Source organism: Kitasatospora mediocidica KCTC 9733 (assembly GCF_000744225.1).
Taxonomy (GTDB): Bacteria; Actinomycetota; Actinomycetes; order Streptomycetales; family Streptomycetaceae; genus Kitasatospora; species Kitasatospora mediocidica.
Genome location: NZ_JQLN01000005.1, coordinates 2516802 through 2541282 on the forward strand (window position 1 = coordinate 2516802; position 24481 = coordinate 2541282).

Below are 24481 nucleotides of genomic sequence, written 5' to 3' on the forward strand. Positions count from 1 at the left end.
TGGGTGCGGCAGTTAGGTGTGCCTAACTAGGGAGGCGCCATGTCGAGCAGCACCCCCGCTCAGGAGACCGTCCCGTGCGGCCCGGCGGTGAGCGACGCACGCCCGGTGCCGATGCGCGCGCTGCTGGCCGCGACCGCGGCGGCCGCCGCGGTCTGTACGCCGCCGCGACCTGGTGAGGCCGGCGCCGGGCGCCGGCGCGCTCAGGCGATCACGGTCACCCGGGTGCCGGTCGGGGCGAAGTCCCAGAGCGTCTGACCGTTCTCCCGGCTCTCCCGGATGCCGCCGGTCCTGGCCTTGGGGTCGGGAGAGGGGGCTACTCCGTCGAGGGCGGCGCTGAAGCCGAAGACCGTCCCGCTCTGCTGGGCGAACCGGACCACGTGCTCGACCTGCCGGCCGTCCGTGCCGGTGGTCGCCGCCGCGCGACTGTAGACCGTGAAGCTGCCCGGCTCCGGGCTGACCGAACCGGGCTCCACCGGGAACGCGGCCTGCACCTGCGGGGTCTTCTTCGGGTCGACCAGCCACACCTGGTGGGCGCTCACCGAGTAGACCACCCGGCGCCCGGTGCCGGAGACCGCGGGCAGCGCGGCGAGCGCGGCCGAGGGCGAGGCGCTCGGCGCGGCCGGGGCGGACGGGGAGGCGCTGGCGCTGGGGCGCGGCCCGGCGGCCGCGGTGCGGGTCTCGGCGCCGTTCGCCTGGACGGCGAGCAGGCTCACCACCGCCAGGGCGCCCAGGGTCAGACCGGTGACAACGACTCCAGGACCCATCTTTGCCACGAGTGCTCCCACCATCCGTAGTGCTGGTCGGTCTTATGGTGCCAGCTCCGGGGTCCTCCTCGGCGCCCTGGAGAACGTGTGTTCCGTACCGGGACAAAAGGTCGAGCCGCCGACCCTCTAACCTGGAACCGTGCTGCTGCTCGCGTTCGACACCGCTACCCCCGCCGTCACCGCCGCCGTCCATGACGGCACGGCCGTCCTGGCGCAGACCCACCAGGTCGACGCCCGTCGCCATGGTGAGCTGCTGCTGCCCGCCGTCGCGCAGGTACTCGCCGAAGCCGGCGCCGACAAACACCAGCTCACCGGCCTGGTGGTCGGGGTCGGCCCGGGGCCGTACACCGGTCTGCGGGTCGGGCTGGTCACCGCCGCCGCGCTCGGCCATGCGCTCGGTCTGCCGGTGTACGGCGTGTGCACCCTGGACGCGATCGCCCACCAGGCCCGCACCGAGGGGCTGACCGGCCCGTTCACGGTCGCCACCGACGCGCGCCGCAAGGAGGTCTACTGGGCCTCCTACGACGCCGACGGCGTCCGCACCGAGGGTCCCTCGGTCGACCGGCCCGCCGAGTTGACGGCCCGTCCGGTCGCGGTCGGTGCCGGCGCGCTGCTCTACCGCGACGCGTTCCCCGACGCCCGCGCCCCCGAGCACGTCTCGGCGGGCGCGATGGCCGACTTCGCCGCCACCGAACTGGCGGCCGGCCGCGAACTCCTGGCCCCCCTCCCGCTCTACCTGCGCCGCCCCGACGCCCAGGTGCCCGCGGGCTACAAGGCGGTGCTCCCGGCGTGACGGCTGTGCACGTGCGCACCACGCTGCGGCCGATGCGCTGGTGGGACATCGACCCGGTGATGGCGCTGGAGCTGCGGCTCTTCCCCGACGACGCCTGGTCGCCGGCCATGTACTGGTCCGAGCTGGCCGAGACCCACCCCGGCGGCAACCGCCACTTCACGGTGGCCACCACCGAGGACGGCACGATCGTCGGCTACGCCGGCCTGATGGCCGTCGGCACCGAGGGCGACGTCCAGACCATCGCCGTCGACGAGCGCCACCAGGGCCTGGGGCTCGGCGCGTTGCTGCTCACCGACCTGGTCGAGGAGTCCGTCCGGCGCGGTTGCACCGAACTGCTGCTGGAGGTGCGGGTCGACAACCTGCGGGCCCAGCGGCTCTACGAGCGCTTCGGCTTCGTGCCGGTCGGCATCCGGCGCGGCTACTACCAGCCGATCAACGTCGATGCCCTGGTGATGCGCCTCGACCACCCGAACGATGATCTGAAGGAATCCCTCCATGGCTGACGAACCGCTCGTCCTCGGCATCGAGACCTCCTGCGACGAGACCGGCGTCGGCATCGTGCGGGGCACCACCCTGCTGGCCGACGCGGTGGCCTCCAGCGTCAACGACCACGCCCGCTTCGGCGGTGTGGTCCCCGAGATCGCCAGCCGCGCGCACCTGGAGGCGATGGTCCCCACCATCCAGCGCGCACTGGACACCGCCGGCATCAAGGCGTCCGACCTGGACGGCATCGCGGTCACCGCGGGCCCGGGCCTGGCCGGCGCGCTGCTGGTCGGCGTCTCGGCGGCCAAGGCCTACGCCTGGGCGCTGGACAAGCCGCTGTACGGCGTCAACCACCTGGCCTCGCACATCTGCGTGGACCAGCTGGAGCACGGCCGGCTGCCCGAGCCGACGATGGCGCTGCTGGTCTCCGGCGGCCACTCCTCGCTGCTGCTGACCACCGACATCACCTCCGACGTCCGCCCGCTCGGCGCGACCATCGACGACGCGGCCGGCGAGGCCTTCGACAAGGTGGCCCGGGTGCTGGGCCTCGGCTTCCCCGGCGGCCCGGTGGTGGACCGGATGGCGCGCGAGGGCGACCCGAAGGCGATCGCCTTCCCGCGGGGCCTGAGCGGCGCCAAGGACCCCGCCTACGACTTCTCGTTCTCCGGCCTGAAGACCGCCGTCGCCCGCTGGGTGGAGGGCCGGCGGCGGGCCGGCGAGGACGTGCCGGTCGCGGACGTCGCCGCGTCCTTCCAGGAGGCCGTCACCGACGTGCTGACCCGCAAGGCGGTCAAGGCCTGCCGGGAGAACGGCGTGGACCACCTGATGATCGGCGGCGGTGTGGCGGCCAACTCGCGGCTGCGCGAGATGGCCCAGCAGCGCTGCGACAAGGCCGGCATCACGCTGCGCGTTCCGCGTCCGGGGCTCTGCACGGACAACGGCGCGATGGTGGCGGCGCTCGGTTCGGAGATGGTCTGGCGGGGCCGCGCCTCCTCCTCGCTGGAGCTGTCGGCGGACTCCTCGCTGCCGGTCACCGAGGTCTCGGTGCCGCACAACGACGTTCACGGCGAGGCGTACCGCGCGCTGGGCGGCGGCGCGTGAGCACGGTCGCGGCGATGTGGGAGGCCCGGGCCGCTGACGGCCGGGCCGCCCAACTGCTGGACTGGGCAAGGGAGAACGCGGTCCCCGCACTCCAGGGCGCGGCCCGGGTCGAGCTGTTCAGCGCGCCCGGCGAGCGTGTGCTGCTGATCGGCTGGTGGGAGGGGACCGATCCGGTGGCCGTCCCCGAGCCGCCGGCCGCGCTGCTCGCCAGGCCGGTGCACCGCTGGTCGTTCAACAGTGAGTATGTCGCGCAAGCAAGGTAGCGTTCGGGGTCGAAACCTGACCGAACAGCAGCCCGGGGAGCGCCACGCGGTGAAGACGTACGACTGGGGCCGGACGAGGATCTATCTGGCCGGCTCGCTGGCGCTGGTCGCCGCGATCAGCGGCTGCGGCAGCAGCGCCAAGAGCGCGCCGGGCGCGCTGTCGCCCGCGGCCTCCGCGCAGCCGGTGCAGACCGCGCTGCCGCCCGCTCCCGCCTCCTCGGCCCCGGCGGCCGGCGCCGCGGCGGCGGCCTGGGCCAAGTGGAAGCTCCAGCCGATGCAGCCGGCTCCGGCGGCTCCGGCGGACAAGCCGGTCAAGCTCACCAAGACCGGTACCGTCCCGGTGATCAGCTCGATCCCGACCACCGACAAGGTGGTCTTCGTGACGATCGACGACGGCGAGGAGAAGGATCCCAAGTTCATCGAGATGATGAACGACCTCAAGGTCCCGGTCACGATGTTCCTGATGGACGACGCCATCAAGAACAACTACGGCTACTTCAAGCCGCTGCAGGCGCAGGGCAACCTGATCCAGAACCACACGCTGCACCACCCGGCGATGAGCACCAAGTCCGCCGCCCAGCAGAAGGCCGAGGTCTGCGGCGACCAGCAGGTGCTGACCCAGCAGTACGGCGCCGCGCCGTTCCTGTTCCGCCCGCCGTACGGCGACGGTGCGCACACCCCGACCCTCAACTCCGCCGTCCAGCAGTGCGGTCCGCGCGCGGTCGTGCTCTGGCAGGAGACCATGCAGATCCACGACATGCAGTACCAGACCGCCGACAAGAAGCTGAAGCCCGGCGACATCATCCTGGCGCACTTCCGCGGTCCCAAGGACCTCAAGGGCGAGACGATGACCGAGATGTTCGGCGAACTGCTCAGCCGCATCCAGGAGCAGGGCTTCTCGGTGGCCCGCCTGGAGGACTACATCCAGCCGCCCGCCTGAGCGCCCACGGTTCAGCCGGCCGGCTGCCCCAGCAGCATGACCGGGGTGGTGCCGATCCGGGTCATGAAGACGGTCGCCGCGTTCGGCCCCTCGGGCTTGAGCGCGCGGCGCAGCTCCTCCGGGGTCAGGCCGATGCCGCGCTTCTTGATCACCACGGTGCCCACCTCGCGCTTGCGCAGCAGGGACTTGAGCTTCTTGACGTTGAACGGCAGCTGGTCGGTGATCTCGTAGGCGTGCGCGTACGGGGTCGCCACCAGCTGGTCGGACGTCAGATAGGCGATCATCGGGTCGATCAGCGTGCCGTCGATCTGCTCGGCGACCTCGGCGACCAGGTGGGCGCGGATCACCGCGCCGTCCGGCTCGTAGAGGTAGCGCCGGACCGGGCCCGCCGGCGGGTCGGGCAGCCGGCCGCCGGTCAGCGTCCGGTCACCGGGGAGCAGGGTGGCCCGGTGCGGCTCGGCGGCCTTGGTGCCGAACCAGAGCACCGCCTCCTTGACGTCCCCGTGGTCGGAGACCCACTCCGCCTCGGCGTCCTCGGGGACGAGGTCGTGCGGGATGCCCGGGGCCACCTTGAGCGCGCCGAACGGGGTGCGGCGGCCGGCCTCGACGGCCCAGGAGAGCGGCGGGGAGTACGCGGCCGGGTCGAAGACCCTGCCCTTGGAGGTGCGCCGGGCGGGGTCGGTGAAGACCGCGTCGAAGCCCGTGACGTCGACCTCGGTGACGTCGGCGCAGCGCACCCGGATCAGGTCGGCCAGCCCCAGCGCGGCGGCGTTGGCGGTGGCGGCCGCGCAGGCCAGCGGGTCGCGGTCGACGGCCAGGACCTCGATGCCGGCCCGGGCCAGCGCGATGGCGTCGCCGCCGATCCCGCCGCACAGGTCGGCCAGCCGCCGCACCCCGAGCTCCGCGAACCGCCGCGCCCGCCACTCGGCCACGCTGCGCCGGGTGGACTGCTCGACGCCGTTGGGGGTGAAGTACATCCGGTCGGCGTCCTCGCCGAACTTCGCGCGGGCGCGCTGGCGCAGCTGCGCCTGGGCGAGCGCGGCGGAGACCAGTTCGGCCGGGTGCTCGCGGCGCAGCCGGGTGGCCAGCGCCAGCTCCTGGCCGGGCGCGTACTCGCGCAGCTCGTCCAGCAGCCGCCGGCCCCCGTCGGTCAGCAGGGCCTCAAAGATCTCGGTCTCCACGCGCCCATTGTCCCTGCCCGCGGCGCGCCCGGGCACACCGGTCACAGCGAAACGGCAGGCGCGTCGTTGGCACTCTGGTTGACTGAGTGCTAACAGCGGCCTATGGTCGTGCTTAGCACTCCCCCCAGGGAGAGTGCTAACGCGACAGAGCAGGTCTGACCCCCGCGACGGCAGACCGGCAGACGTCGCCACCTACCTGTAAGACAACCCCGTAATCTCCGAAGGGGAACTCGGACGTGACCACCGCCAGCAGCAAGGTTGCCATCAAGCCGCTTGAGGACCGCATTGTGGTCCAGCCGCTCGACGCCGAGACCACCACGGCCTCCGGCCTGGTTATCCCGGACACCGCCAAGGAGAAGCCCCAGGAGGGCGTTGTCCTGGCCGTCGGCCCGGGCCGCTTCGAGGACGGCCAGCGTCTTCCGCTCGATGTCGCCGTCGGCGACGTCGTCCTGTACTCCAAGTACGGCGGCACCGAGGTGAAGTACGCGGGCGAGGAGTACCTCGTCCTCTCGGCTCGCGACGTTCTCGCCATCATCGAGAAGTAAGCAAGTCCGGCGGGCCAGTCGCCCGCCACCTCGCCTCGCCCCGGATCCGTGTCAACACTGACAGGGGCCCGGGGCGCGGTTGTTGGCTCACGTAGCGCAGAAAACCCAAGGAAACGGAACCATGCCGAAGATCCTGCAGTTCGACGAGGACGCCCGCCGCTCGCTGGAGCGCGGTGTGAACAAGCTGGCCGACACCGTCAAGGTGACCATCGGTCCCAAGGGCCGCAACGTCGTCATCGACAAGAAGTTCGGCGCTCCGACCATCACCAACGACGGTGTGACCATCGCCCGCGAGGTCGAGCTCGACGACCCGTACGAGAACCTTGGCGCGCAGCTCGTCAAGGAGGTCGCGACCAAGACCAACGACGTCGCGGGTGACGGCACCACCACCGCCACCGTGCTGGCCCAGGCCCTGGTGAACGAGGGTCTGCGCAACGTCGCCGCGGGCGCCGGCCCGGCCGCCCTGAAGAAGGGCATCGACAAGGCCGTCGCGGCCGTCACCGAGCACCTTCTCTCGGTCGCCCGCGAGATCGACGGCAAGGACGACATCGCCGCCGTCGCGTCGCTCTCCGCCCAGGACCCGCAGGTCGGCGAGCTCATCGCCGAGGCGATCGACAAGGTCGGCAAGGACGGCGTCATCACCGTCGAGGAGAGCAACACCTTCGGCGTGGAGCTGGACTTCACCGAGGGCATGCAGTTCGACAAGGGCTACCTCTCGCCGTACTTCGTCACCGACGCGGAGCGTCAGGAAGCGGTCCTGGAGGACCCCTACATCCTGATCAACCAGGGCAAGATCTCCTCGATCCAGGAGCTGCTCCCGCTGCTCGAGAAGATCCTGCAGGGCGGTGCCTCCAAGCCGCTGCTGATCATCGCCGAGGACGTGGACGGCGAGGCGCTCTCCACCCTCGTGGTGAACAAGATCCGTGGCACCTTCAACGCGGTGGCCGTCAAGGCCCCCGGCTTCGGTGACCGCCGCAAGGCCATCCTGGGCGACCTGGCCACCCTGACCGGTGCCACCGTCATCTCCGAGGAGGTCGGCCTCAAGCTCGAGCAGGCCGGTCTGGACCTGCTCGGCACCGCCCGCCGGGTGACCATCACCAAGGACGAGACCACGGTCGTCGACGGTGCCGGTGACCACGAGGCCGTTGCCGGCCGCGTCGCCCAGATCAAGGCCGAGATCGCCAACAGCGACTCGGACTGGGACCGCGAGAAGCTGCAGGAGCGCCTGGCCAAGCTGGCCGGCGGCGTCTGCGTGATCAAGGTCGGCGCCGCCACCGAGGTGGAGCTCAAGGAGCGCAAGCACCGCCTGGAGGACGCCATCTCGGCGACCCGTGCCGCGGTCGAGGAGGGCATCGTCGCCGGTGGTGGCGCCTCTCTCGTGCACGCCCAGAAGGTGCTCGACGGCGGCCTGGGCCTGACCGGCGACGAGGCGACCGGTGTCGCGGTGGTCCGCAAGGCTCTGGCCGAGCCGCTGCGCTGGATCGCCCAGAACGCCGGCCTCGAGGGCTACGTCATCACCCACAAGGTCGCCGAGCTGGAGGCGGGCTTCGGCTACAACGCCGCCACCGGCGAGTACGGCGACCTGCTGAAGGCCGGCGTCATCGACCCGGTCAAGGTCACCCGCTCGGCGCTGGAGAACGCGGCCTCGATCGCCTCGCTGCTCCTCACCACCGAGACCCTCGTGGTCGAGAAGCCCGCCGAGGAGGAGGCCGCTGCCGGTCACTCGCACGGCGGCCACGGCCACTCGCACTGAGTCGTGACCGAAGGCCCGGCCACCCCCGCTCGGCGGGGGCGGCCGGGCCTTCGGCGTACCCGGCGCCCGCGCGGTACGGGCGCGGTGGTCCGGGGGCGTAGCGTGAACGCATGATCGAGGCTCGCCATCTCCGGGTCCTGCGGGCCGTCGCCCGCACCGGCTCCTTCTCCGCCGCCGCCCGCGAACTAGGATGCACCCAGCCGGCCGTCAGCCAGCAGATGAAGGCGCTGGAGAAGTCGGTGCGGCTGCCGCTGGTGGTCCGGGTGGGCCGCGGCATGCAGTTGAGCGAGGCCGGGCAGGTGCTGCTGAAGCACGCCACCGGGATCCTGGCCGGCCTCTCGGCCGCCGAGGACGAGGTGGCGGCGATCGCCGGGCTGCGGTCCGGACGGGTGCGTCTGGTGTCGTTCCCGACCGCGAGTTCCACTCTTGTGCCGCCCGCTGTCGCCCAGCTGCGGGGCGCCCATCCGGGGGTCCGCGTGTCGCTGGTGGAGGCCGAACCGCCGGAGTCGCTGGCGATGCTGCGCGGCGGCGAGTGCGAGATCGCGCTCGCCTTCCGCTACCCGGACGCGGTGGCGCCGACGGCCCCCGCGCACTTCGGCACCCGGGCGGCGCGGGCCGAGGCGACGCTGGCGGCCGCCGAGACCGCGGCCGCCGGCGACTGGTCCGACCTGGTGGTGCGCCCGCTCCTTGACGACCCGTTGGTCGGCCTGCTGCCGGCCGGGCACCGGCTCGCCGACTGCGACGAGCAGCGGCCGGTGGCGCTGGCCGAGCTCGCCGGGGAGCAGTGGATCGCGGGCTGCCCGCAGTGCCGCGGGCATCTGGTGGAGCTCTGCGCGGCGGCCGGGTTCGAGCCGCGGATCGACTTCGCGACCGACGACTACCCGGCGGTGGTCGGCCTGGTGGCTGCGGGACTGGGGGTCGCGGTGCTGCCGAGGCTCGCGCTGGCGGCGGTCCGGCACGACGGGGTGGCGGCGGTCCCGGTGCACGCGGGGGCGGGCGGGTCCGCGGTCCGGGAGGTCGTCGCGCTGACCCTGCCGGATCTGGTGGAGGTGCCGGCGGTCGCGCTCATGCTGGACCGGCTCGCCGAGGTGGCGGCCGGTCGCTGAGACGGGGCTGTCGGGGCTGTCGGGCGGTGTGTCGGGGGGCGTACGCGGGGGAGTGCGGGGGAGAAACGTTTCTGCTCACTGACGGACGGTCAGCGGTACCTCGATCAGACGGTTGCGGGAACGGCCCTGCAGCTCCTCGCGCTCGTCCTCGGTGAGGCCGCCCCACACGCCGTACGGCTCGCGGACCGCGAGTGCGTGCGCCGCGCACTCGGTGCGCACCGGGCAGCGCATGCAGACCTCCTTGGCGCTCTGCTCGCGCGAGCTGCGGGCGGCGCCGCGCTCCCCCTCGGGGTGGAAGAAGAGCGAACTGTCCACGCCGCGGCAGGCGGCGGAGAGCTGCCAGTCCCACAGGTCCGCGTTCGGGCCGGGGAGTCGGGAGAAATCTGCCATGGCTCATTCCCTTCGGCGAGGCATCAAGGCGTCGGGATGGACACCTGGAAATATGACTTACGGCGACCTACTGGACAAGTCACCCACAGACTTACACAACAGTCAATGATCGTACAAAAGCTGTGAAAACGGGCGAAGAGGGCATGAGGTTTGAGGGCAGCCGGTGTCGTGACCGGGTTCTGCGGCGCGTCGGGGGTGACTCGGCGGCGGTTTCTCGATGCCGTACTCCGGCGTGCGCGTCGTGCGCCCACCGCGCGCCACGTGCGCAAAAGAGCGGCCGCTGACCCGCGATGCGACTGATCGGTAATGGGTCGGCCACGTACAGTGGTGGAGATGGCCCTGAAAGCCGTAACTCATTCGAGTGACGGTCGTTGGAAGTGCGGAGGCGGTTGGCGGGCGCCAGGAGACGGGAACGATCGCGGGGTGACCGGCGATCCGAACGGACTCCGGCGCCGAAGAGGCCGTGTCGGAGAGATTCGTACCAGCCAGGAGGCTCAACGTGACGCGGATCAGCTGCGGAGGACGGTCATGACATCCGTTCTCGTTTGCGACGATTCACCGCTCGCCCGGGAGGCGCTGCGCCGCGCGGTCGCGACCGTGCCCGGTGTCGACCGGGTGACCACGGCGACGAACGGTGAGGAGGTCCTCCGCCGCTGGGTGGCCGACCGCTCCGATCTCGTCCTGATGGACGTCCGGATGCCCGGACTCGGCGGTGTCGAGACGGTCCGCCGGCTGCTGTCGGCCGACCCGGGCGCCCGCATCATCATGCTCACCGTCGCCGAGGACCTCGACGGCGTGGCGCTCGCGGTGGCTGCCGGGGCCCGCGGCTACCTGCACAAGGACGCCTCGCGCGCCGAGCTGCGGGCCACCGTCACGCAGGCGCTCGCGGACCCGACCTGGCGCCTGGCGCCCCGTCGGCTGCGCAGCCCGGACATGGGCGCGGCGCCCACCCTGACTGCGCGTGAGATCCAGGTGCTGGAGGGCATGAGCCACGGCCGGAGCAACGCCGAGATCGGCCGCGAGCTCTTCCTCTCGGAGGACACCGTGAAGACGCACGCCCGCCGGCTCTTCAAGAAGCTCGGCGCCTCGGACCGCGCGCACGCGGTGGCCCTCGGTTTCCGCTGGGGCCTGGTCCGCTAGCACCCGGACGGAACGGCTTGGCGCGCCCCTTTTTCTCCGCAACGGAGGGAGGGGCGTGCCGGGATATAGGCCGTTCCGGCCCACAGGCTGCACCATGGGGGGGTGGAACACCTCGGGGAGCAGCGGACAGGCACTGCGGCGGACCGTGCGGCCGTGATCGGGACTGACCCGGTCGCCGGGGACGGGGTAGGTGAGACGGTGTCGGTCGTGGATAACGTTCAGGTGCACAACTCCGGACGCGGTGCGACGTTTTCCGCCGCGACCAGGCACCATGGACCGATGCGTGACGACGAGGCCGCCGACCCCGGCGAGGCAGACCCGGGCGGGGCCGTACCCGATGACCCGGCCCTTGAACCGTCGTCCGGCGGCGGCAGGGGCCGCCGTCAGCGCACCCACACCGGCACGTCACCGCTGGTCGCGGAGTTGGTCGGGGCCGCCGTGCGCGGCGAGGGTCCGGCCACTGACGCCCTGTTGGCCTACGTTCACCCGTTGGTGCTGCGCTACTGCCGGGGCCGGCTGGTCCGGCTGCCGGGCGGGGCCCGGCACCATGTCGACGACGTCGCCCAGGAGGTCTGCGTCGCCGTCCTGTGCGCGCTGCCCCGCTACCGCGACGAGGGCCGGCCGTTCGAGGCCTTCGTCTACAGCATCGCGGCGCACAAGATCGCCGATCTGCAGCGGGCCGCGATGCGCGGACCCGGCTCGACGGTGATCCCGCCCGACGACCTGCCGGAGCTGCCCGACGAGGCGCTCGGCCCGGAGGAGCGGGCGCTCCTCAGCAGCGACGCCGCCTGGATGCGCGAGCTGCTCTCCAACCTGCCCGCCCGTCAGCGCGAGCTGGTGCTGCTGCGGATCGCCGCCGGGCTCTCCGCGGAGGAGACCGGCGAGGTGCTCGGGATGTCGCCGGGCGCGGTCCGGGTGGCCCAGCACCGGGCGCTCAGCCGGCTGCGGGCGCTCGCGGAGGAGTTGGCCTGACGCTCGTCCGGTGGCCGGAATGGCTCACCTGGGAGGGGCGTTGTCAAGGGGGCGCGAGCTGACATTCCCGGTGCCAGTACCATGGGGTATCGGCGCCTGGACAGGTGGCCAAAGATTCGCACCCGCGCGCGGGATTTCCTTGGATGTTCCTCCAAGTGTGGTGCTTCTGGCGGCCTGGACCTGAGTCGGTGAGCGCGCGGGTTCGTCGGGCCGTCACCACGGCAGCCGGCCTCCCGCACGGAGCGAGCAACGCGCCCTCCGACCCCTCTGCAGGGCGCGACCAGATCGACACGGCCGGCCACGGGAAGGTACCCCCCCAAATGTCTTACAACGCCGCAGGTGTACCCGAGAAGTTCGCGATGCTCGGGCTCACCTACGACGACGTCCTGCTGCTGCCCGGGGCCTCGTCGGTGCTGCCGAACCAGGTTGCGACCGCCTCGCGGGTGTCGCGCAACGTCCAGGTGAACATCCCGCTGCTGTCCGCGGCGATGGACAAGGTCACCGAGGCCCGGATGGCCATCGCGATGGCCCGCCAGGGCGGCGTCGGCGTGCTGCACCGCAACCTCTCCATCGAGGACCAGGCCAACCAGGTCGACCTGGTGAAGCGCTCCGAGTCCGGCATGGTCACCGACCCGATCACGGTCGGCCCGGAGACCACCCTCGGCGAGGCCGACGCGCTCTGCGCCAAGTTCCGGATCAGCGGCGTGCCGATCGCCGACGAGAGCGGCCGGCTGCTCGGCATCGTCACCAACCGCGACATGGCCTTCGAGTCGGACCGCAGTCGCAAGGTCCGCGAGATCATGACGCCGATGCCGCTGATCACCGGCAAGGTCGGCATCTCCGGCGAGGACGCCATCGGCCTGCTGCGCCGCCACAAGATCGAGAAGCTCCCGCTGGTCGACGACGAGGGCCGGATCAAGGGCCTGATCACCGTCAAGGACTTCGTCAAGGCGGAGAAGTACCCGATGGCCGCCAAGGACGCCGAGGGCCGGCTGCTGGTCGGCGCGGCCGTCGGCGCGAGCGCGGAGGCCTTCGACCGGGCGCAGGCGCTCGTCGAGGCGGGCGTGGACTTCCTGGTGGTGGACACCTCGCACGGCCACAACAGCAACGCGCTGGAGTGGATGGCCAAGATCAAGTCGGCGGTCCGGGTGGACGTCGTCGGCGGCAACGTGGCGACCCGGGACGGCGCGCAGGCACTGATCGACGCCGGCGTGGACGGCGTCAAGGTCGGCGTCGGCCCCGGCTCGATCTGCACCACCCGCGTGGTGGCCGGCATCGGCGTCCCGCAGGTGACGGCGATCTACGAGGCCGCGGTGGCCTGTCGCGCGGCCGGCGTGCCGGTGATCGGCGACGGCGGCCTGCAGTACTCCGGCGACATCGGCAAGGCGCTGGCCGCCGGTGCCGACACCGTGATGCTGGGCAGCCTGCTGGCCGGCTGCGAGGAGTCGCCGGGCGAGCTGCTCTTCATCAACGGCAAGCAGTTCAAGTCCTACCGCGGCATGGGCTCGCTGGGCGCCATGCAGTCGCGCGGCCAGGGCCGCTCGTACTCCAAGGACCGCTACTTCCAGGCCGAGGTGGGCTCGGACGACAAGCTCGTCCCCGAGGGCATCGAGGGTCAGGTGCCCTACCGCGGCCCGCTCTCCGCGGTGCTGCACCAGCTGGTCGGCGGTCTGCGCCAGACCATGGGCTACGTCGGCGCGGCCACCGTGGCCGAGATGGAGAGCAAGGGCCGGTTCGTCCGGATCACCTCCGCCGGTCTCAAGGAGAGCCACCCGCACGACATCCAGATGACCGTCGAGGCACCGAACTACCACAGCCGCTGACCGACGAAGTGACCACGCGCGGGCCCGCCACTGTCCAGGTGGCGGGCCTTCGTGCGCAACCGGCCCGGGCGTCCGGGATACTGGGGGGCGATTGTGAGCAGCAAGAAGCAGAGAGGCTCGAAGTGACTGAGATCGAGATCGGGCGAGGCAAGCGCGGCCGTCGGGCGTACTCCTTCGACGACATCGCCGTCGTCCCCAGCCGCCGGACCCGGGACCCGAAGGAGGTCTCGATCGCCTGGCAGATCGACGCCTACCGTTTCGAGCTGCCGTTCCTGGCGGCCCCGATGGACAGCGTGGTCTCGCCCGCGCAGGCCATCGCCATCGGTAACCTGGGCGGCCTCGGGGTGCTCAACCTCGAGGGCCTGTGGACCCGTTACGAGGACCCGCAGCCGCTGCTCGACGAGATCGCCGAGATCCCCGACCAGGCCGTCGCCACCCGCCGGCTCCAGGAGATCTACGCCGCGCCGATCCAGGCCGACCTGATCGGCAAGCGGATCAAGGAGGTCCGCGACTCCGGTGTCGTCACCGCGGCCGCGCTCTCCCCGCAGCGCACCGCCGAGTTCTCCAAGGCGGTCGTGGACGCGGGCGTGGACGTCTTCGTGATCCGCGGCACCACGGTCTCCGCCGAGCACGTGTCGGGTGCGGCCGAGCCGCTCAACCTGAAGCAGTTCATCTACGAGCTGGACGTCCCGGTGATCGTCGGCGGCTGCGCCACCTACACCGCGGCGCTGCACCTGATGCGGACCGGCGCGGCCGGCGTGCTGGTCGGCTTCGGCGGCGGCGCGGCGCAGACCACCCGCGCCGTGCTCGGCATCCAGGTGCCGATGGCGACCGCGGTCGCCGACGTGGCCGCGGCCCGCCGCGACTACATGGACGAGTCCGGCGGCCGCTACGTGCACGTGATCGCGGACGGCGGCGTCGGCTACAGCGGCGACATCGCCAAGGCGGTGGCCTGCGGCGCCGACGCGGTGATGATCGGTGCCGCGCTGGCCCGCGCCACCGACGCCCCCGGCCAGGGCTTCCACTGGGGCATGGAGGCCGTGCACGAGGAGGTCCCGCGCGGAAAGCGCGTCAACCTCGGCACGGTCGGCACGACCGAGGAGATCCTGACCGGTCCCTCGCACACCCCCGACGGCACGATGAACCTCTTCGGCGCGCTGCGCCGGGCGATGGCCACCACCGGTTACTCCGAGCTGAAGGAGTTCCAGCGCGTCGAGGTGACGGTCAGCCACCGCTGATGAGACTCTCCGGGTGGTGGGTCATCACTCGGGCGAACGGGTGCGAGGCCGGTGCGGTCGCCCATGGGGCGGCCGCACCGGCCTGCTTGTGGGGGCGGACGGGTGCGAACTTCCGGCCGGCAGCGACAAACCCAGGGGCCGCGTGAACAAACGCCCCGGGTACAGGGGATGATGGAGGCTTGGCCGTCCCGGTGTCGCATGGAGAACCGACGGCTCGTCACCCGACCGGCAGCAGCACATGGGGGAACGCCCGAATGACCCAGCCGCAGGGCACTTCAGGACGACTCCTGGCCGGCCGCTACCGGCTCGGCTCGATCCTCGGCAGCGGAGGCATGGGGACCGTCTGGCGGGCCGAGGACGAGATGCTGGGCCGGATCGTCGCGGTGAAGGAACTGCGGATGCACGGCGGCGTCGACGACGACGAGAAGCACCGTCTGATCGTCCGTACGCTGCGCGAGGCCAAGGCCACCGCCCGGATCCGGCACGCCGCCGCCGTCACCGTCTTCGACGTCGTCGAGGAGGACGACCGGCCGTGGATCGTGATGGAACTCGTCGACGGCCGTTCGCTGGCCGAGGTCATCAAGGAGGACGGGCCGGTGGCGCCCGCCCGGGCCGCCGAGATCGCGCTCGACCTGCTCGGTGTGCTCGGCGCCGCGCACAGCCACGGGATCCTGCACCGCGACGTCAAGCCGTCCAACGTGCTGATCGGCGAGGACGACCGGGTGGTGCTCACCGACTTCGGCATCGCCAGCGTGGAGGGCGACACCTCGGTGACCTCCACCGGGATGCTGGTCGGCGCGCCTTCGTACATCTCGCCGGAGCGTGCCCGCGGCCAGAAGCCCGGGCCGCCGGCCGACCTCTGGTCGCTGGGCGGGACGCTCTACGCGATGGTCGAGGGCACCCCGCCGTACGACCGTGGCTCGGCCCTGGCCACGCTCACCGCGGTGATGACGGAGGAGCTGCCGCCCCCGGCGAACGCCGGACCGCTGCGGCCGGTGATCGAGGGACTGCTCGACAAGGACCCGGTCAAGCGGCTGGACGCCTCGACGACCCGTTCGATGCTGCGGCGGATCATCGCCGACGCGACGGCCAAGGCGGAGTCGACGACGCAGTCGGCCCTGCCGCAGGCGGCTGTTGAGGCGCCGTCAGCGAAGGGTGAGACTGCGACCGCCGCCGCCGCCGCAGCCGCCGAGCCGAAGCAGGCCGCGGCCGGCAAGCCGGTCCTGGAGAAGCCGACGACCAAGCGGGTGCCCGGGCTGAGCACCGTCCGGCTGGGCAGCGCGCTCGCCGCCCCGGACGGCGCCGCGGCCGTGGCCGCTGCGCCCGCCCCAGCGCCGCGCCGGTGCCGCCGGAACTCGCCGAGACCGGCACCTGGTCGCGCAGCGGGACGCTCGGCGTCCGCAGCCGCAAGCGGCGTTGGCAGGTGCTGGCCGCGCTGCTGGTGGTGCTGCTGCTGATAGCCGGCGGGGTCTGGCTGGCGCAGGGCTCCGACGGCGCGGCCACCAAGGCCGCCACCGCCCCCTCGAAGGCGGCCTCGGTCCCGGCAGCTGCGCCCGCCTCGGCCGCCTCCCAGGCGCCGCCGCCCGTCGCACCGGCGACCGCCGCCTCCACCGCCGCGTCGAGCCCCGCCTCGACCGCCGCCCAGCCGTCCCCCAGCCTTCCCCCGACTCCCGCGCCGTCGGCGCCGGCGAGCGCCGCGGCCGCCCCGACGCCGGCCGCCACGCCCGACGCCCCCGCGGGTTATCAGCTCTACAAGGACTCCTCGGGCTTCTCGATCCAGCTCCCCAGCTGGCTCGCCTTCGACGCCTCCGCCTCCGGCGCGACCAGCCACGTCTTCGACGGCAACGGTGTGCGGCTCCAGGTCGACTGGACCACCTCGCCCGGGCCCAGCGCGGTCGCCGCCTGGCAGCAGGAGGAGCCGTCGGTGCGCAACAGCGTCAGCAACTACCAGCGGCTCCAGCTCAAGGCGATCACCTACGGGGCGTGGAGCAACGCCTCCGACTGGGAGTGGACCTTCGGTTCGGGCACGCTGCGGCACTCGCTCAACCGGGGCTTCGTCACCGGCAAGTACGGTTATGCGCTCTACTGGACGGCGAACGACAGCGACTGGAACTCGCCCGAGCTCAGCCAGGCCCGGGAGACCGGATTTGCCAGCTTCCAGCCCGCTCCCTAGCGAGAGGGGACAGCCGTGCGCCCCGGCCCGGGACAGACGGTGGCAGGCCGCTACCAGGTGACGGACGGCCCGGAGCCGTCGGCCGCGCACGGCGACGACCGGTACGCGCTCGACGGGCGCACCGGCCGCCGGGTGCTGCTGGAGGGGCTGGACCTGCCCGAGGTCGTCGTCGCGGACTTCTACCGCGCCGACCAGGCGATCACCGGGCGCTGGCTGGACCCCGAGGGCATCGTCGCGGAGGTCGCGGCGGCGATCGCGAGCTGCCCCGAGCACCCGCGGCTGCGGCAGGCCTACGAGGTGGTCGCGCAGGACGGCACGGTCTGGATCAGCGGGGAGCTGCCGGCCGCCGTCCCGTTGGCCCAGCTGCTCTCCGACGGCCGGCTGGCGCCCTTCCGGGTGGCCGAACTGGCCGCCGACCTGGCCGGTGCGCTGCGGGCCGTGCACACGGCGGGCCGGGTGCACGGCAACCTCGGGATCGATCAGGTGCTGGTCTGCGAGGACGGCGCGGCACTGCTCGGCGGCCACGCGCTCGGGGTGGCCCAGGAGGCGCTGGCCCGGGCCCTCGGCGGCTCGGACGGGCGGCGCTGGACGGACGCCCGCACCGGGCAGGCCGGGGTCCGCGCGGAGCGCTGGCCGCCGGAGCTGCTCGGCGCGCCCGGCGTCGCCGAGCAGCCGGCCGACTGCTGGGCGCTCGGGGTGCTGCTCTTCCGGCTGCTGACCGGCTACGGGCCGTTTCCCGAGCAGAGCCCGACCGCGCTCTTCGCCGCGGTGCGGGCGGGCCGGCCGGCCTCCACCGAGGGCTGCGGTCCGCTGCGGCCGCTGGTCGACCAGCTGCTCGCGGCCGATCCTGCGAAGCGTCCGGACGCCAAGGCGATCCGGGTCTGGCTCACCGAGCTGCTGGCCACCGCCCCCGAGCCGTACCGGCCGGACGAGGAGGCGTCGAGCCTGCCGGTGCTGCGCCCGGCCCGGCCGCTGAGCGTGCGCAGGCGGACGACGGCCGAGGTGGTGGCACCCGAGCACACGGCCAAGCACGCCAGGAGCGGCCCGGCCGCGCCCTCGCCCGTCCTGCTGGTCGGCGGGGTGCTGACCGCGATGCTGCTGGCGCTCGCCGCAGTGGTCCTGCTGGGTGGTTAGCGGGCGGACGGTCACGGGCGGATCACGTGACCGGGTCGCGATGTCGGCCGTTGGACAGGGCGCCTAATCTGTGGGGAAGACATTGTTCGAACGGTGATCAGTCGCGTGGTGCACCGAAGAGGGGGAGCGGTCGCCATGAGTGGACAGGACCAGGTCGGGGCGGAGAGCGTCGACGAGTCACCGGAGCCCGTGCCTGCCCCGGAGCCGGCCGGACGGCCCGCCGCCGATGCCGCCGGGCGGGTCGAGCCCGGCGAGCCCGCCGAGCGGATGCTGGCCGGACGCTACGAGCTGGGGGAGCGGCTCGGGCGTGGTGGCATGGGGACGGTCTGGCGGGCCAAGGACCGGATGCTGGACCGCGAGGTGGCGGTCAAGGAGCTGACCGTCAACCACCTCCCCGAGGAGGACCTGGCGATCCTGCAGTCCCGGATGAAGCAGGAGGCCCGGGCCGCCGCCCGGATCAAGCACCCCGGCGTGATCACCATCCACGACGTGCTGGAGCAGGACGGCCGTCCGTGGATCGTCATGGAGCTGATCGACGGCCGCTCGCTCGCCGACGTGATCTCCCAGGACGGCACGCTCGCGCCGCGCGACGCCGCGCAGATCGGCGCCCAGGTGCTGGCCGCGCTGCACCGCGGTCACCAGCTCGGGGTGCTGCACCGGGACGTCAAGCCGGCCAACGTCCTGCTGGAGCACGGCACGGGACGCGCGGTGCTGCTGGACTTCGGCATCGCGAAATTCGAGGGCTCCTCCGAGCTGACCCGGCCCGGCGACCTGGTCGGCTCACCGGACTACCTGGCGCCCGAGCGGGCCCAGGGCGACCGGCCCGGCCCGGCCTCGGACATCTGGGGACTGGGCGCCACGCTGTTCGCGGCGGTGGAGGGCCAGTCGCCGTTCCGCCGCGACTCGCCGATCAGCACGCTGGCCGCGGTGGTCTCCGAGCCGCTGCCCGAGCCCAAGCGGGCGGGCGCGCTCGGACCGGTGCTGACGGCGCTGCTGGCCCGCGAGGTGGCCGACCGGCCGAGCGCCGACGAGGCGCTGCGGTTGCTGGCCGAGGTGACCGCGGGGCACACCGTCGACATCAAGCGGACCCCCCGCGAGGTGCCGCGCACGCCCACCCAGCATGTGCCGGTGGTGGACCGCAGCGCGGTCGAGGCCGAGCCGGGACCGGTCGGTCCGCCGCCCCCTCGGCAGAGCGAGCTCTCGCCGACCGGGCCGACCAGGGCTCAGGCCCGGCAACAGGCCCCCGCCCCCGAGCGGCCGGAGCGCCGCCGCCGGTCGGGCCTGCGGCTGGCGTTGACCGGGCTGCTCGCCGCGGTGCTGGCCGGAACGGCCGCATTCGTGGCGACCGGCGGCCTGAACCGGGCCGACACGCCCACGGCGGAGCCGCCGGTGTCCCCGACGGTCAGCACGAGCGCCTCGACGACCCCGGACGACGCCACCGGCGCGCCCGCGCCGCTGGACTCCCCGCCGGCCGGTTACGTCTGGCAGCAGGACGAGCAGGGCTTCCGCTTCCTGCTGCCGACGACCGGCGGCAACTGGATCCGCACGATGCGCGACAACAACATCTACTACACCCCGGATCTCCAGCGGCACATGATCCAGTTCGGGGTCACGGTCGGCCAGCTGGAGACGCCGCTCGCCCACCTCCAGTCCCTGGAGGCCGACAACATGCAGACGTACAAGGACTACCACCGGGTCAGCATGGGGGCGACGCAGGTGCACGGGCACCCGGCGGCGAAGTGGGTGTGGACCTTCACCTGCCCCTCGACCTGCCCCAACCCCGGGCCGCGCAAGGACTTCGAGGAGGAGTTCCAGGACTCTGACGGCACCGCGTACGCGATGCTCTCCTCCGGGCCGGCGTCGGACTCCACGCTGACCGAGGCGCGCTTCATCGCGCTGCTCAACAACTTCACGGTCACGCACTAGCCAGGGCGGGCGCGGGCCCGGACAGTTTCCTGTTACCGACGGGTATCTAACCGCGGCTCCAGGGCCTAGGCTGCGCCCATGACGGACATTTCGGCAGAGAGCCGCGGCGGTGGCCGCAATCCTGTGGCCCCGGGCGCCGGCCGTACGGTCGCCTCGGCGGTTCCCCAGTCCCTGGTCTCCCGGCTGGCCCGTGGCGTCACCGCGAGCGGTCCGCAGGGCCCGGCCGCCACGGTGCAGACCACCGCGCCGCTGACCGGCGCGCTGCTGGCCACCCTGCCGCAGTCGACCACCGCGGACGTCGAGGCGGCGTTCGCCACCGCCCGGCGCGCCCAGAAGGCCTGGGCGGCGCTGCCGCCGCGGCGTCGGGCCGCGGTCCTGCTGCGCTTCCACGACCTGCTGCTGAAGCGCCAGGACGAGGTGTTGGACCTGATCCAGGCCGAGACCGGCAAGTCCCGGCTGCACGCCTTCGACGAGATCCTCGCGGTCGCCATGGCGGCCCGCTACTACGGGCGGACCGCGCCGGCCCACCTGCGCGACCGCCGCCGGGCCGGTGCGCTGCCGCTCCTGACGCACACCGTCGAGGCGCGCCGGCCCAAGGGCGTGATCGGCCAGATCTCGCCGTGGAACTACCCGCTGGAACTCTCCGTCGGCGACGCGCTGCCGGCCTTCGCGGCGGGCAACGCGGTGGTCAACAAGCCCGACACGCAGACCGCGCTCAGCGCGCTCTGGGCCCGTGAGCTGCTGATCGAGGCCGGACTGCCGGCCGACCTGTGGCAGATCGTGGTCGGCGACGGCCCGGTGATCGGCCCGGCCGTGGTCGAGCGGGCGGACTACGTAGCGTTCACCGGCTCCACCCGCACCGGCCGCGAGGTGGCGCGGCAGGCGGCCGGCCGGCTGATCGGCGCCTCGCTGGAGCTCGGCGGCAAGAACGCCATGCTGGTGCTGGCCGACGCCGACCTGGACCGGGCGGCCGAGGGCGCCGTGCGGGCCTGCTTCTCCTCCGCCGGACAGCTCTGCGTCTCGGTCGAGCGGCTCTTCGTGCACCGCTCGGTGGCGGACCGGTTCCTGGAGAAGTTCGCCGAGCGGACCCGGTCGATGCGGCTGGGCGGCGGTCTCGCGTACGGCGCGGACATGGGCTCGCTGGCCTCCGAGCGGCAGCTGGAGGTGGTCACCCGGCACGTCGAGGAGGCGGTCAAGGCAGGTGCCACCGTGCTGGCCGGCGGCCAGGCCCGCCCTGAGCTCGGCCCGCTCTTCTTCGAGCCGACGATCCTGGACGGGGTCACCCCGGAGATGACGGTCTGCGCCGAGGAGACTTTCGGTCCGGTGGTCTCGGTCTACCGGTTCGACGCCGAGGACGAGGCCGTCGGACAGGCCAACTCGACGCCGTACGGGCTCAATTCCAGTGTCTGGACGAAGGACGCGCGGCGCGGCCGGGCGGTCGCGGCGCGGCTGCGCACCGGCACCGTCAACGTCAACGAGGGCTACGCGGCCGCGTACGGCTCGGTGGCCTCGCCGATGGGCGGCATGGGGGACTCCGGGCTCGGCCGGCGGCACGGATCCGACGGCATCCTGCGCTACACCGAGGCGCAGACCATCGCCACCCAGCGACTGATGCCGATCGGCCCCGCGTTCGGCCTGGACGACCAGCGCTTCGCCACGCTGTTCACCAAGGGGCTGCGGGCGATGAAGGCTCTCGGATTCAAGTGACCGCGGACAAGGGAGAGATGACGGCTGTGCCGGAGGACCACGCAGAGCAGCGGGACGGCGACTTCGACTTCGACTACGACTACGACGTGATCGTGGTCGGGTCGGGCTTCGGTGGTTCAGTCGCCGCGCTGCGGCTGACCGAGAAGGGCTACCGGGTGGCCGTGCTGGAGGCCGGCCGGCGGTTCGCCGCGGACGAACTGCCCAAGAACTCCTGGGACGTGCGCAACTACCTGTGGGCACCGGGCCTGGGGCTCTACGGCATCCAGCGGATCCACCTGCTGGCCAACGTCGTGGTGCTGGCCGGCGCCGGGGTCGGGGGCGGCTCGCTCAACTACGCCAACACCCTGTACGTGCCGCCGAAGGCCTTCTTCGAGGACCGGCAGTGGCAGCACATCACCGACTGGGAGGAGGAGTTGAGCCCCTTCTACGACCAGGCGCAGCGGATGCTCGGGGTCCGCACCAACCCGACCACCACCCCCTCGGACGTCCATCTGCAGGCCGCCGCCGAGCGGATGGGCGTCGGTGACACCTTCCACCTCGCGCCGGTCGGGGTCTTCTTCGGGGACGGCCGGGACGCCGACGGCAGCACGAAGGCCGCGCCGGGCACCGAGGTCGAGGATCCGTACTTCGGCGGTGCCGGGCCGCGACGCAAGGCCTGCGTCGAGTGCGGCGAGTGCATGACGGGCTGCCGGCGCGGCGCCAAGAACATGCTCACCGAGAACTACCTCTACCTGGCCGAGGCCAACGGCGCCGAGATCCACCCGCTCACCACGGTGGCCCGGATCCGCGAACTCGGCGAGGGCTTCGCCGTGGACGTGCGGCGCACCAACGCCCGTTCCCGCAGCGCGGAACAGGCCGGGGCGCGGACCCTGACCGCCGCCCGGGTGGTGGTCGCGGCCGGCACCTACGGGACCCAGTCGCTGTTGCACACCATGCGCGAGCAGGGCCGGCTGCCCGGCATCTCGGCCAGGCTGGGCGAGCTGACCCGGACCAACTCCGAGGCCCTGGTGGGCGCGCAGACCACCGACCGACGGTACGGGCAGCCGGTGGACTTCACCAAGGGCGTGGCGATCACCTCCTCCATCCACCCCGACGCGAACACCCACATCGAGCCGGTGCGCTACGGCAAGGGCTCCAACGCGATGGGCTTCCTGTCGATCATCCAGGTGCCGGGCGCCGGGCGCGGGCCGCGCTGGCTGCGGGCCGGGGTCGCCGCGGTCAAGCAACCCACGGTGTTCGCGCGCTCGTTGAGCAACCGGAAGTGGTCGGAGCGGACCATCATCGGCCTGGTGATGCAGTCGCTGGACAACTCCATCACCGTCTCGCTGAAGCAGAAGGGCTTCGGTAAGGGGAAGTTGACGTCGAGCCAGGGTCACGGGACGCCGAACCCGACCTGGATCCCGGCGGCGGAGGAGGGCGCCAAGGCGCTGGCGGCGGAGATCAACGGCTTCGCCGGCGGCACGGTCGGGGACGTCTTCGACATCCCGATGACCGCCCACTTCCTCGGTGGCTGCCCGATCGCCGACAGTCCCGAGAACGGCGTGATCGACCCCTACCACCGGCTCTACGGCCACCCGGGGATCAGTGTGGTGGACGGCTCGGCGATCTCCGCCAACCTCGGGGTCAACCCGTCGCTGACGATCACCGCGCAGGCCGAGCGGGCGATGTCGATGTGGCCCAACAAGGGCGCGGTGGACCAGCGCCCGGCGCAGGGCGAGGCGTACCGCCGGGTGGCGGCGGTCGAGCCGCTGCGAGCGGCGGTGCCGGCCGGCGCGTTCGGGGAGCTGCGACTGCCGCTGCTGCCGGTCCCGAAGGTGCCCGAGAAGAAGTAACAGCGCAGCAGGTCAAGGCTGTTACAGAGTCGGCCGACAGGTGTTACAGCGTCGGCGGCGGACCGAGTCGGGCGGTTCCTACTGTGAGCGATGTCAACCCCCCGGCCAGTCGGGCCGGGGGTGGCGAGCTTTCGGAGGACTCCTCATGTCAGGTGCCACGACTGTCCGACGCGGTCTGCGTCTCGCGCTGGTCTCGCTGGGTGTCGCCGCCGCGGTGGCCGGTTCCGGCGCGGTCGCCTTCGCGGACGGCCCGAGCGTCGCGCCCAGCGCCTCGGCATCCGCGCCGAGCGCCGCGCCGAGCGCCGCGGCCGGCGTGGTCGGCTCCGCCCCGTCGGTCGCCGCGGGTGGCGCGTCCGCCGCTCCCGCGCCGGCCAGGTCGGGCGGCCCGCAGGTGGTCACCGTCCCCAAGGGCGGTGCGCAGACCGGTGAGGGGACGACCGGGCGTTCCGACTCCACCTGGGTGGCCGGCGGTGCGCTGGCCGCTGTGGGCGTGGCGGGCATCGGCTTCGCCGTCGTGCGTCGCCGTGCCGGCGCACAGGGTTAGTCCGGTCCGGCGTCGCCGGCGTCCCTCGTGGGCGCCGGCGGCGACGGCCGGCCTCCTCGCCCTGCTGCTGAGCGGCGTGGTGCTTGAGCACGACCCCGAGCCCGCGCCGGTGCGGATCAGCGCCGCGGCCCAGGTGCCCGCGACGGATCCCGCCCCCGCCACGCCACCCCCGCCCTCGTCCCCGTCGTCCCCGCCTGCTGGTCCCACCTCGCCGCCGGTCCGGATCTCCGTCCCGCGGATCGGGGTGGACGCCCCGGTGGCCGCCGGCGGCCTGAACGCCGACGGCACGGTCGAGACCCCGCCGATGAACCAGCCGGGGCAGGTCGACTGGTACCGCAACGGCCCGGCGCCGGGCCAGCTCGGGCCGGCTGTCCTGCTCGGCCACATCAACACCACCAAGGGCCCGGCGGTCTTCGCGCGCCTGCCGGACCTGAGGGCGGGCGACCTGATCGACATCCGGCGCCAGGACGGCAGCACCGTCTCCTACCGGGTGCGCGTCCTGGGGCAGTACGCCAAGACCGCCTTCCCGACCGCGCTGGTCTACGGCGACACCAGCACCCCGCAGTTGAGGCTGATCACCTGCGGCGGGACGCTGGCGAGCAACGGTCACTACACCGAGAACATCGTCGTCTACGCGGATCTGGTCACTGCGTAGGGTCGGGGGGTGCGGCCG

At 72.8% G+C, this 24481-nt stretch carries 24 protein-coding genes; 21 read left to right on the forward strand and 3 right to left on the reverse strand.

Going from position 1 to position 24481, the window contains the following annotated elements:
* The first annotated feature begins 39 nt into the window (after positions 1–39).
* Positions 40–255 (forward strand): hypothetical protein, encoded by a 216-nt coding sequence (locus BS80_RS25360; protein ID WP_035800891.1) that lies wholly within the window; start codon positions 40–42, stop codon positions 253–255.
* On the opposite strand, the gene BS80_RS25365 is transcribed toward BS80_RS25360, so the two are convergent.
* Positions 201–764, reverse strand: coding sequence for a hypothetical protein (locus BS80_RS25365; protein ID WP_083975186.1), 564 nt, complete (start codon positions 762–764; stop codon positions 201–203). The two genes, BS80_RS25360 and BS80_RS25365, sit on opposite strands and share 55 nt — an antisense overlap.
* A gap of 139 nt (positions 765–903) precedes the next feature.
* Between BS80_RS25365 and tsaB the strand changes: the two genes are divergently transcribed.
* From tsaB to BS80_RS25390, 5 genes are read left to right on the forward strand one after another with little or no spacing between them, the layout of a single operon-like run.
* Positions 904–1557, forward strand: coding sequence for a tRNA (adenosine(37)-N6)-threonylcarbamoyltransferase complex dimerization subunit type 1 TsaB (gene tsaB, locus BS80_RS25370; protein WP_035800892.1), 654 nt, complete (start codon positions 904–906; stop codon positions 1555–1557).
* A gap of 32 nt (positions 1558–1589) precedes the next feature.
* Complete coding sequence (gene rimI / locus BS80_RS25375; RefSeq protein WP_051967205.1) at positions 1590–2060, forward strand: ribosomal protein S18-alanine N-acetyltransferase; 471 nt, start codon at positions 1590–1592, stop codon at positions 2058–2060.
* Positions 2053–3141 carry a tRNA (adenosine(37)-N6)-threonylcarbamoyltransferase complex transferase subunit TsaD gene (gene tsaD, locus BS80_RS25380; RefSeq protein WP_035800897.1) on the forward strand — a complete coding sequence of 363 codons (1089 nt, stop codon included), beginning with the start codon at positions 2053–2055 and terminating at the stop codon, positions 3139–3141. Before rimI ends, tsaD begins: the two co-directional genes overlap by 8 nt.
* Positions 3138–3404: a hypothetical protein gene (locus BS80_RS25385; protein WP_035800899.1), complete on the forward strand. Its 267-nt coding sequence runs from the start codon at positions 3138–3140 to the stop codon at positions 3402–3404. The genes tsaD and BS80_RS25385 overlap by 4 nt, the downstream gene beginning before the upstream one ends.
* A 49-nt stretch (positions 3405–3453) precedes the next feature.
* Positions 3454–4344: a polysaccharide deacetylase family protein gene (locus tag BS80_RS25390; RefSeq protein WP_035800901.1), complete on the forward strand. Its 891-nt coding sequence runs from the start codon at positions 3454–3456 to the stop codon at positions 4342–4344.
* A gap of 11 nt (positions 4345–4355) precedes the next feature.
* On the opposite strand, the gene BS80_RS25395 is transcribed toward BS80_RS25390, so the two are convergent.
* Entirely contained in the window at positions 4356–5525 is a 1170-nt protein-coding gene (locus BS80_RS25395) for a class I SAM-dependent methyltransferase (RefSeq protein WP_035800902.1), read from the reverse strand.
* Positions 5526–5761: 236 nt separating this feature from the next.
* Here BS80_RS25395 and groES point away from each other — a divergent pair, with 236 nt between their 5' ends.
* The 3 genes from groES to BS80_RS25410 all read left to right on the forward strand — a co-directional run bounded on the left by groES (position 5762) and on the right by BS80_RS25410 (position 8929).
* Positions 5762–6070, forward strand: coding sequence for a co-chaperone GroES (gene groES / locus BS80_RS25400; protein WP_035800903.1), 309 nt, complete (start codon positions 5762–5764; stop codon positions 6068–6070).
* A 121-nt stretch (positions 6071–6191) separates the two neighbouring features.
* The gene (groL, locus tag BS80_RS25405; protein WP_035800904.1) at positions 6192–7823 is read left to right on the forward strand and encodes a chaperonin GroEL; all 1632 of its coding nucleotides are present in this window, start codon (positions 6192–6194) and stop codon (positions 7821–7823) included.
* Between the two features lie 110 nt (positions 7824–7933).
* Positions 7934–8929 (forward strand): LysR family transcriptional regulator, encoded by a 996-nt coding sequence (locus tag BS80_RS25410; protein ID WP_035800905.1) that lies wholly within the window; start codon positions 7934–7936, stop codon positions 8927–8929.
* 75 nt (positions 8930–9004) lie between these two features.
* Here the strand turns inward: BS80_RS25410 and BS80_RS25415 are convergent, their stop codons facing one another.
* On the reverse strand, positions 9005–9319 hold the full coding sequence (locus tag BS80_RS25415) for a WhiB family transcriptional regulator (protein ID WP_035800907.1): 315 nt from the start codon (positions 9317–9319) through the stop codon (positions 9005–9007).
* Between the two features lie 528 nt (positions 9320–9847).
* Here BS80_RS25415 and BS80_RS25420 point away from each other — a divergent pair.
* The 12 genes from BS80_RS25420 to BS80_RS42020 all read left to right on the forward strand — a co-directional run bounded on the left by BS80_RS25420 (position 9848) and on the right by BS80_RS42020 (position 24463).
* Positions 9848–10459: a response regulator transcription factor gene (locus BS80_RS25420; protein WP_014136228.1), complete on the forward strand. Its 612-nt coding sequence runs from the start codon at positions 9848–9850 to the stop codon at positions 10457–10459.
* 279 nt (positions 10460–10738) lie between these two features.
* Positions 10739–11431, forward strand: coding sequence for an RNA polymerase sigma factor ShbA (shbA, locus tag BS80_RS25425; RefSeq protein ID WP_083975188.1), 693 nt, complete (start codon positions 10739–10741; stop codon positions 11429–11431).
* A 320-nt stretch (positions 11432–11751) separates the two neighbouring features.
* Positions 11752–13254 carry an IMP dehydrogenase gene (gene guaB / locus BS80_RS25430; RefSeq protein ID WP_035800909.1) on the forward strand — a complete coding sequence of 501 codons (1503 nt, stop codon included), beginning with the start codon at positions 11752–11754 and terminating at the stop codon, positions 13252–13254.
* Positions 13255–13376: 122 nt separating this feature from the next.
* Positions 13377–14492 (forward strand): GuaB3 family IMP dehydrogenase-related protein, encoded by a 1116-nt coding sequence (locus BS80_RS25435; RefSeq protein WP_035800911.1) that lies wholly within the window; start codon positions 13377–13379, stop codon positions 14490–14492.
* 254 nt (positions 14493–14746) lie between these two features.
* The gene (locus tag BS80_RS41095) at positions 14747–15949 is read left to right on the forward strand and encodes a serine/threonine-protein kinase (RefSeq protein ID WP_051967019.1); all 1203 of its coding nucleotides are present in this window, start codon (positions 14747–14749) and stop codon (positions 15947–15949) included.
* Complete coding sequence (locus BS80_RS41100; RefSeq protein WP_157536561.1) at positions 15835–16665, forward strand: hypothetical protein; 831 nt, start codon at positions 15835–15837, stop codon at positions 16663–16665. The genes BS80_RS41095 and BS80_RS41100 overlap by 115 nt, the downstream gene beginning before the upstream one ends.
* Before the next feature lie 39 nt (positions 16666–16704).
* Positions 16705–17799, forward strand: a complete 1095-nt coding sequence (locus tag BS80_RS25445; protein WP_035800913.1) for a protein kinase domain-containing protein — start codon at positions 16705–16707, stop codon at positions 17797–17799.
* Between the two features lie 135 nt (positions 17800–17934).
* Complete coding sequence (locus BS80_RS25450; protein WP_051967023.1) at positions 17935–19725, forward strand: serine/threonine-protein kinase; 1791 nt, start codon at positions 17935–17937, stop codon at positions 19723–19725.
* A 78-nt stretch (positions 19726–19803) separates the two neighbouring features.
* On the forward strand, positions 19804–21432 hold the full coding sequence (locus tag BS80_RS25455) for a succinic semialdehyde dehydrogenase (RefSeq protein WP_035800915.1): 1629 nt from the start codon (positions 19804–19806) through the stop codon (positions 21430–21432).
* Between the two features lie 17 nt (positions 21433–21449).
* Complete coding sequence (locus BS80_RS25460; protein ID WP_051967206.1) at positions 21450–23264, forward strand: GMC family oxidoreductase; 1815 nt, start codon at positions 21450–21452, stop codon at positions 23262–23264.
* A 145-nt stretch (positions 23265–23409) separates the two neighbouring features.
* Positions 23410–23808, forward strand: coding sequence for a hypothetical protein (locus BS80_RS42015; RefSeq protein WP_051967024.1), 399 nt, complete (start codon positions 23410–23412; stop codon positions 23806–23808).
* Positions 23809–23884: 76 nt separating this feature from the next.
* Positions 23885–24463, forward strand: a complete 579-nt coding sequence (locus BS80_RS42020; protein WP_051967026.1) for a class F sortase — start codon at positions 23885–23887, stop codon at positions 24461–24463.
* The last annotated feature ends 18 nt before the right edge of the window (positions 24464–24481 follow it).

Bases quoted from the DNA above. Each gene is read 5' to 3' on its own strand.
- BS80_RS25360 (WP_035800891.1), top strand. From the start codon at position 40: ATGTCGAGCAGCACCCCCGCTCAGGAGACCGTCCCGTGCGGCCCGGCG.
- BS80_RS25365 (WP_083975186.1), bottom strand. From the start codon at position 764: ATGGGTCCTGGAGTCGTTGTCACCGGTCTGACCCTGGGCGCCCTGGCG.
- rimI (WP_051967205.1), top strand. From the start codon at position 1,590: ATGCGCTGGTGGGACATCGACCCGGTGATGGCGCTGGAGCTGCGGCTC.
- tsaD (WP_035800897.1), top strand. From the start codon at position 2,053: ATGGCTGACGAACCGCTCGTCCTCGGCATCGAGACCTCCTGCGACGAG.
- groL (WP_035800904.1), top strand. From the start codon at position 6,192: ATGCCGAAGATCCTGCAGTTCGACGAGGACGCCCGCCGCTCGCTGGAG.
- BS80_RS25410 (WP_035800905.1), top strand. From the start codon at position 7,934: ATGATCGAGGCTCGCCATCTCCGGGTCCTGCGGGCCGTCGCCCGCACC.
- BS80_RS25415 (WP_035800907.1), bottom strand. From the start codon at position 9,319: ATGGCAGATTTCTCCCGACTCCCCGGCCCGAACGCGGACCTGTGGGAC.
- BS80_RS25420 (WP_014136228.1), top strand. From the start codon at position 9,848: ATGACATCCGTTCTCGTTTGCGACGATTCACCGCTCGCCCGGGAGGCG.
- shbA (WP_083975188.1), top strand. From the start codon at position 10,739: ATGCGTGACGACGAGGCCGCCGACCCCGGCGAGGCAGACCCGGGCGGG.
- guaB (WP_035800909.1), top strand. From the start codon at position 11,752: ATGTCTTACAACGCCGCAGGTGTACCCGAGAAGTTCGCGATGCTCGGG.
- BS80_RS41095 (WP_051967019.1), top strand. From the start codon at position 14,747: ATGACCCAGCCGCAGGGCACTTCAGGACGACTCCTGGCCGGCCGCTAC.
- BS80_RS25450 (WP_051967023.1), top strand. From the start codon at position 17,935: ATGAGTGGACAGGACCAGGTCGGGGCGGAGAGCGTCGACGAGTCACCG.
- BS80_RS25455 (WP_035800915.1), top strand. From the start codon at position 19,804: ATGACGGACATTTCGGCAGAGAGCCGCGGCGGTGGCCGCAATCCTGTG.
- BS80_RS25460 (WP_051967206.1), top strand. From the start codon at position 21,450: ATGACGGCTGTGCCGGAGGACCACGCAGAGCAGCGGGACGGCGACTTC.
- BS80_RS42015 (WP_051967024.1), top strand. From the start codon at position 23,410: ATGTCAGGTGCCACGACTGTCCGACGCGGTCTGCGTCTCGCGCTGGTC.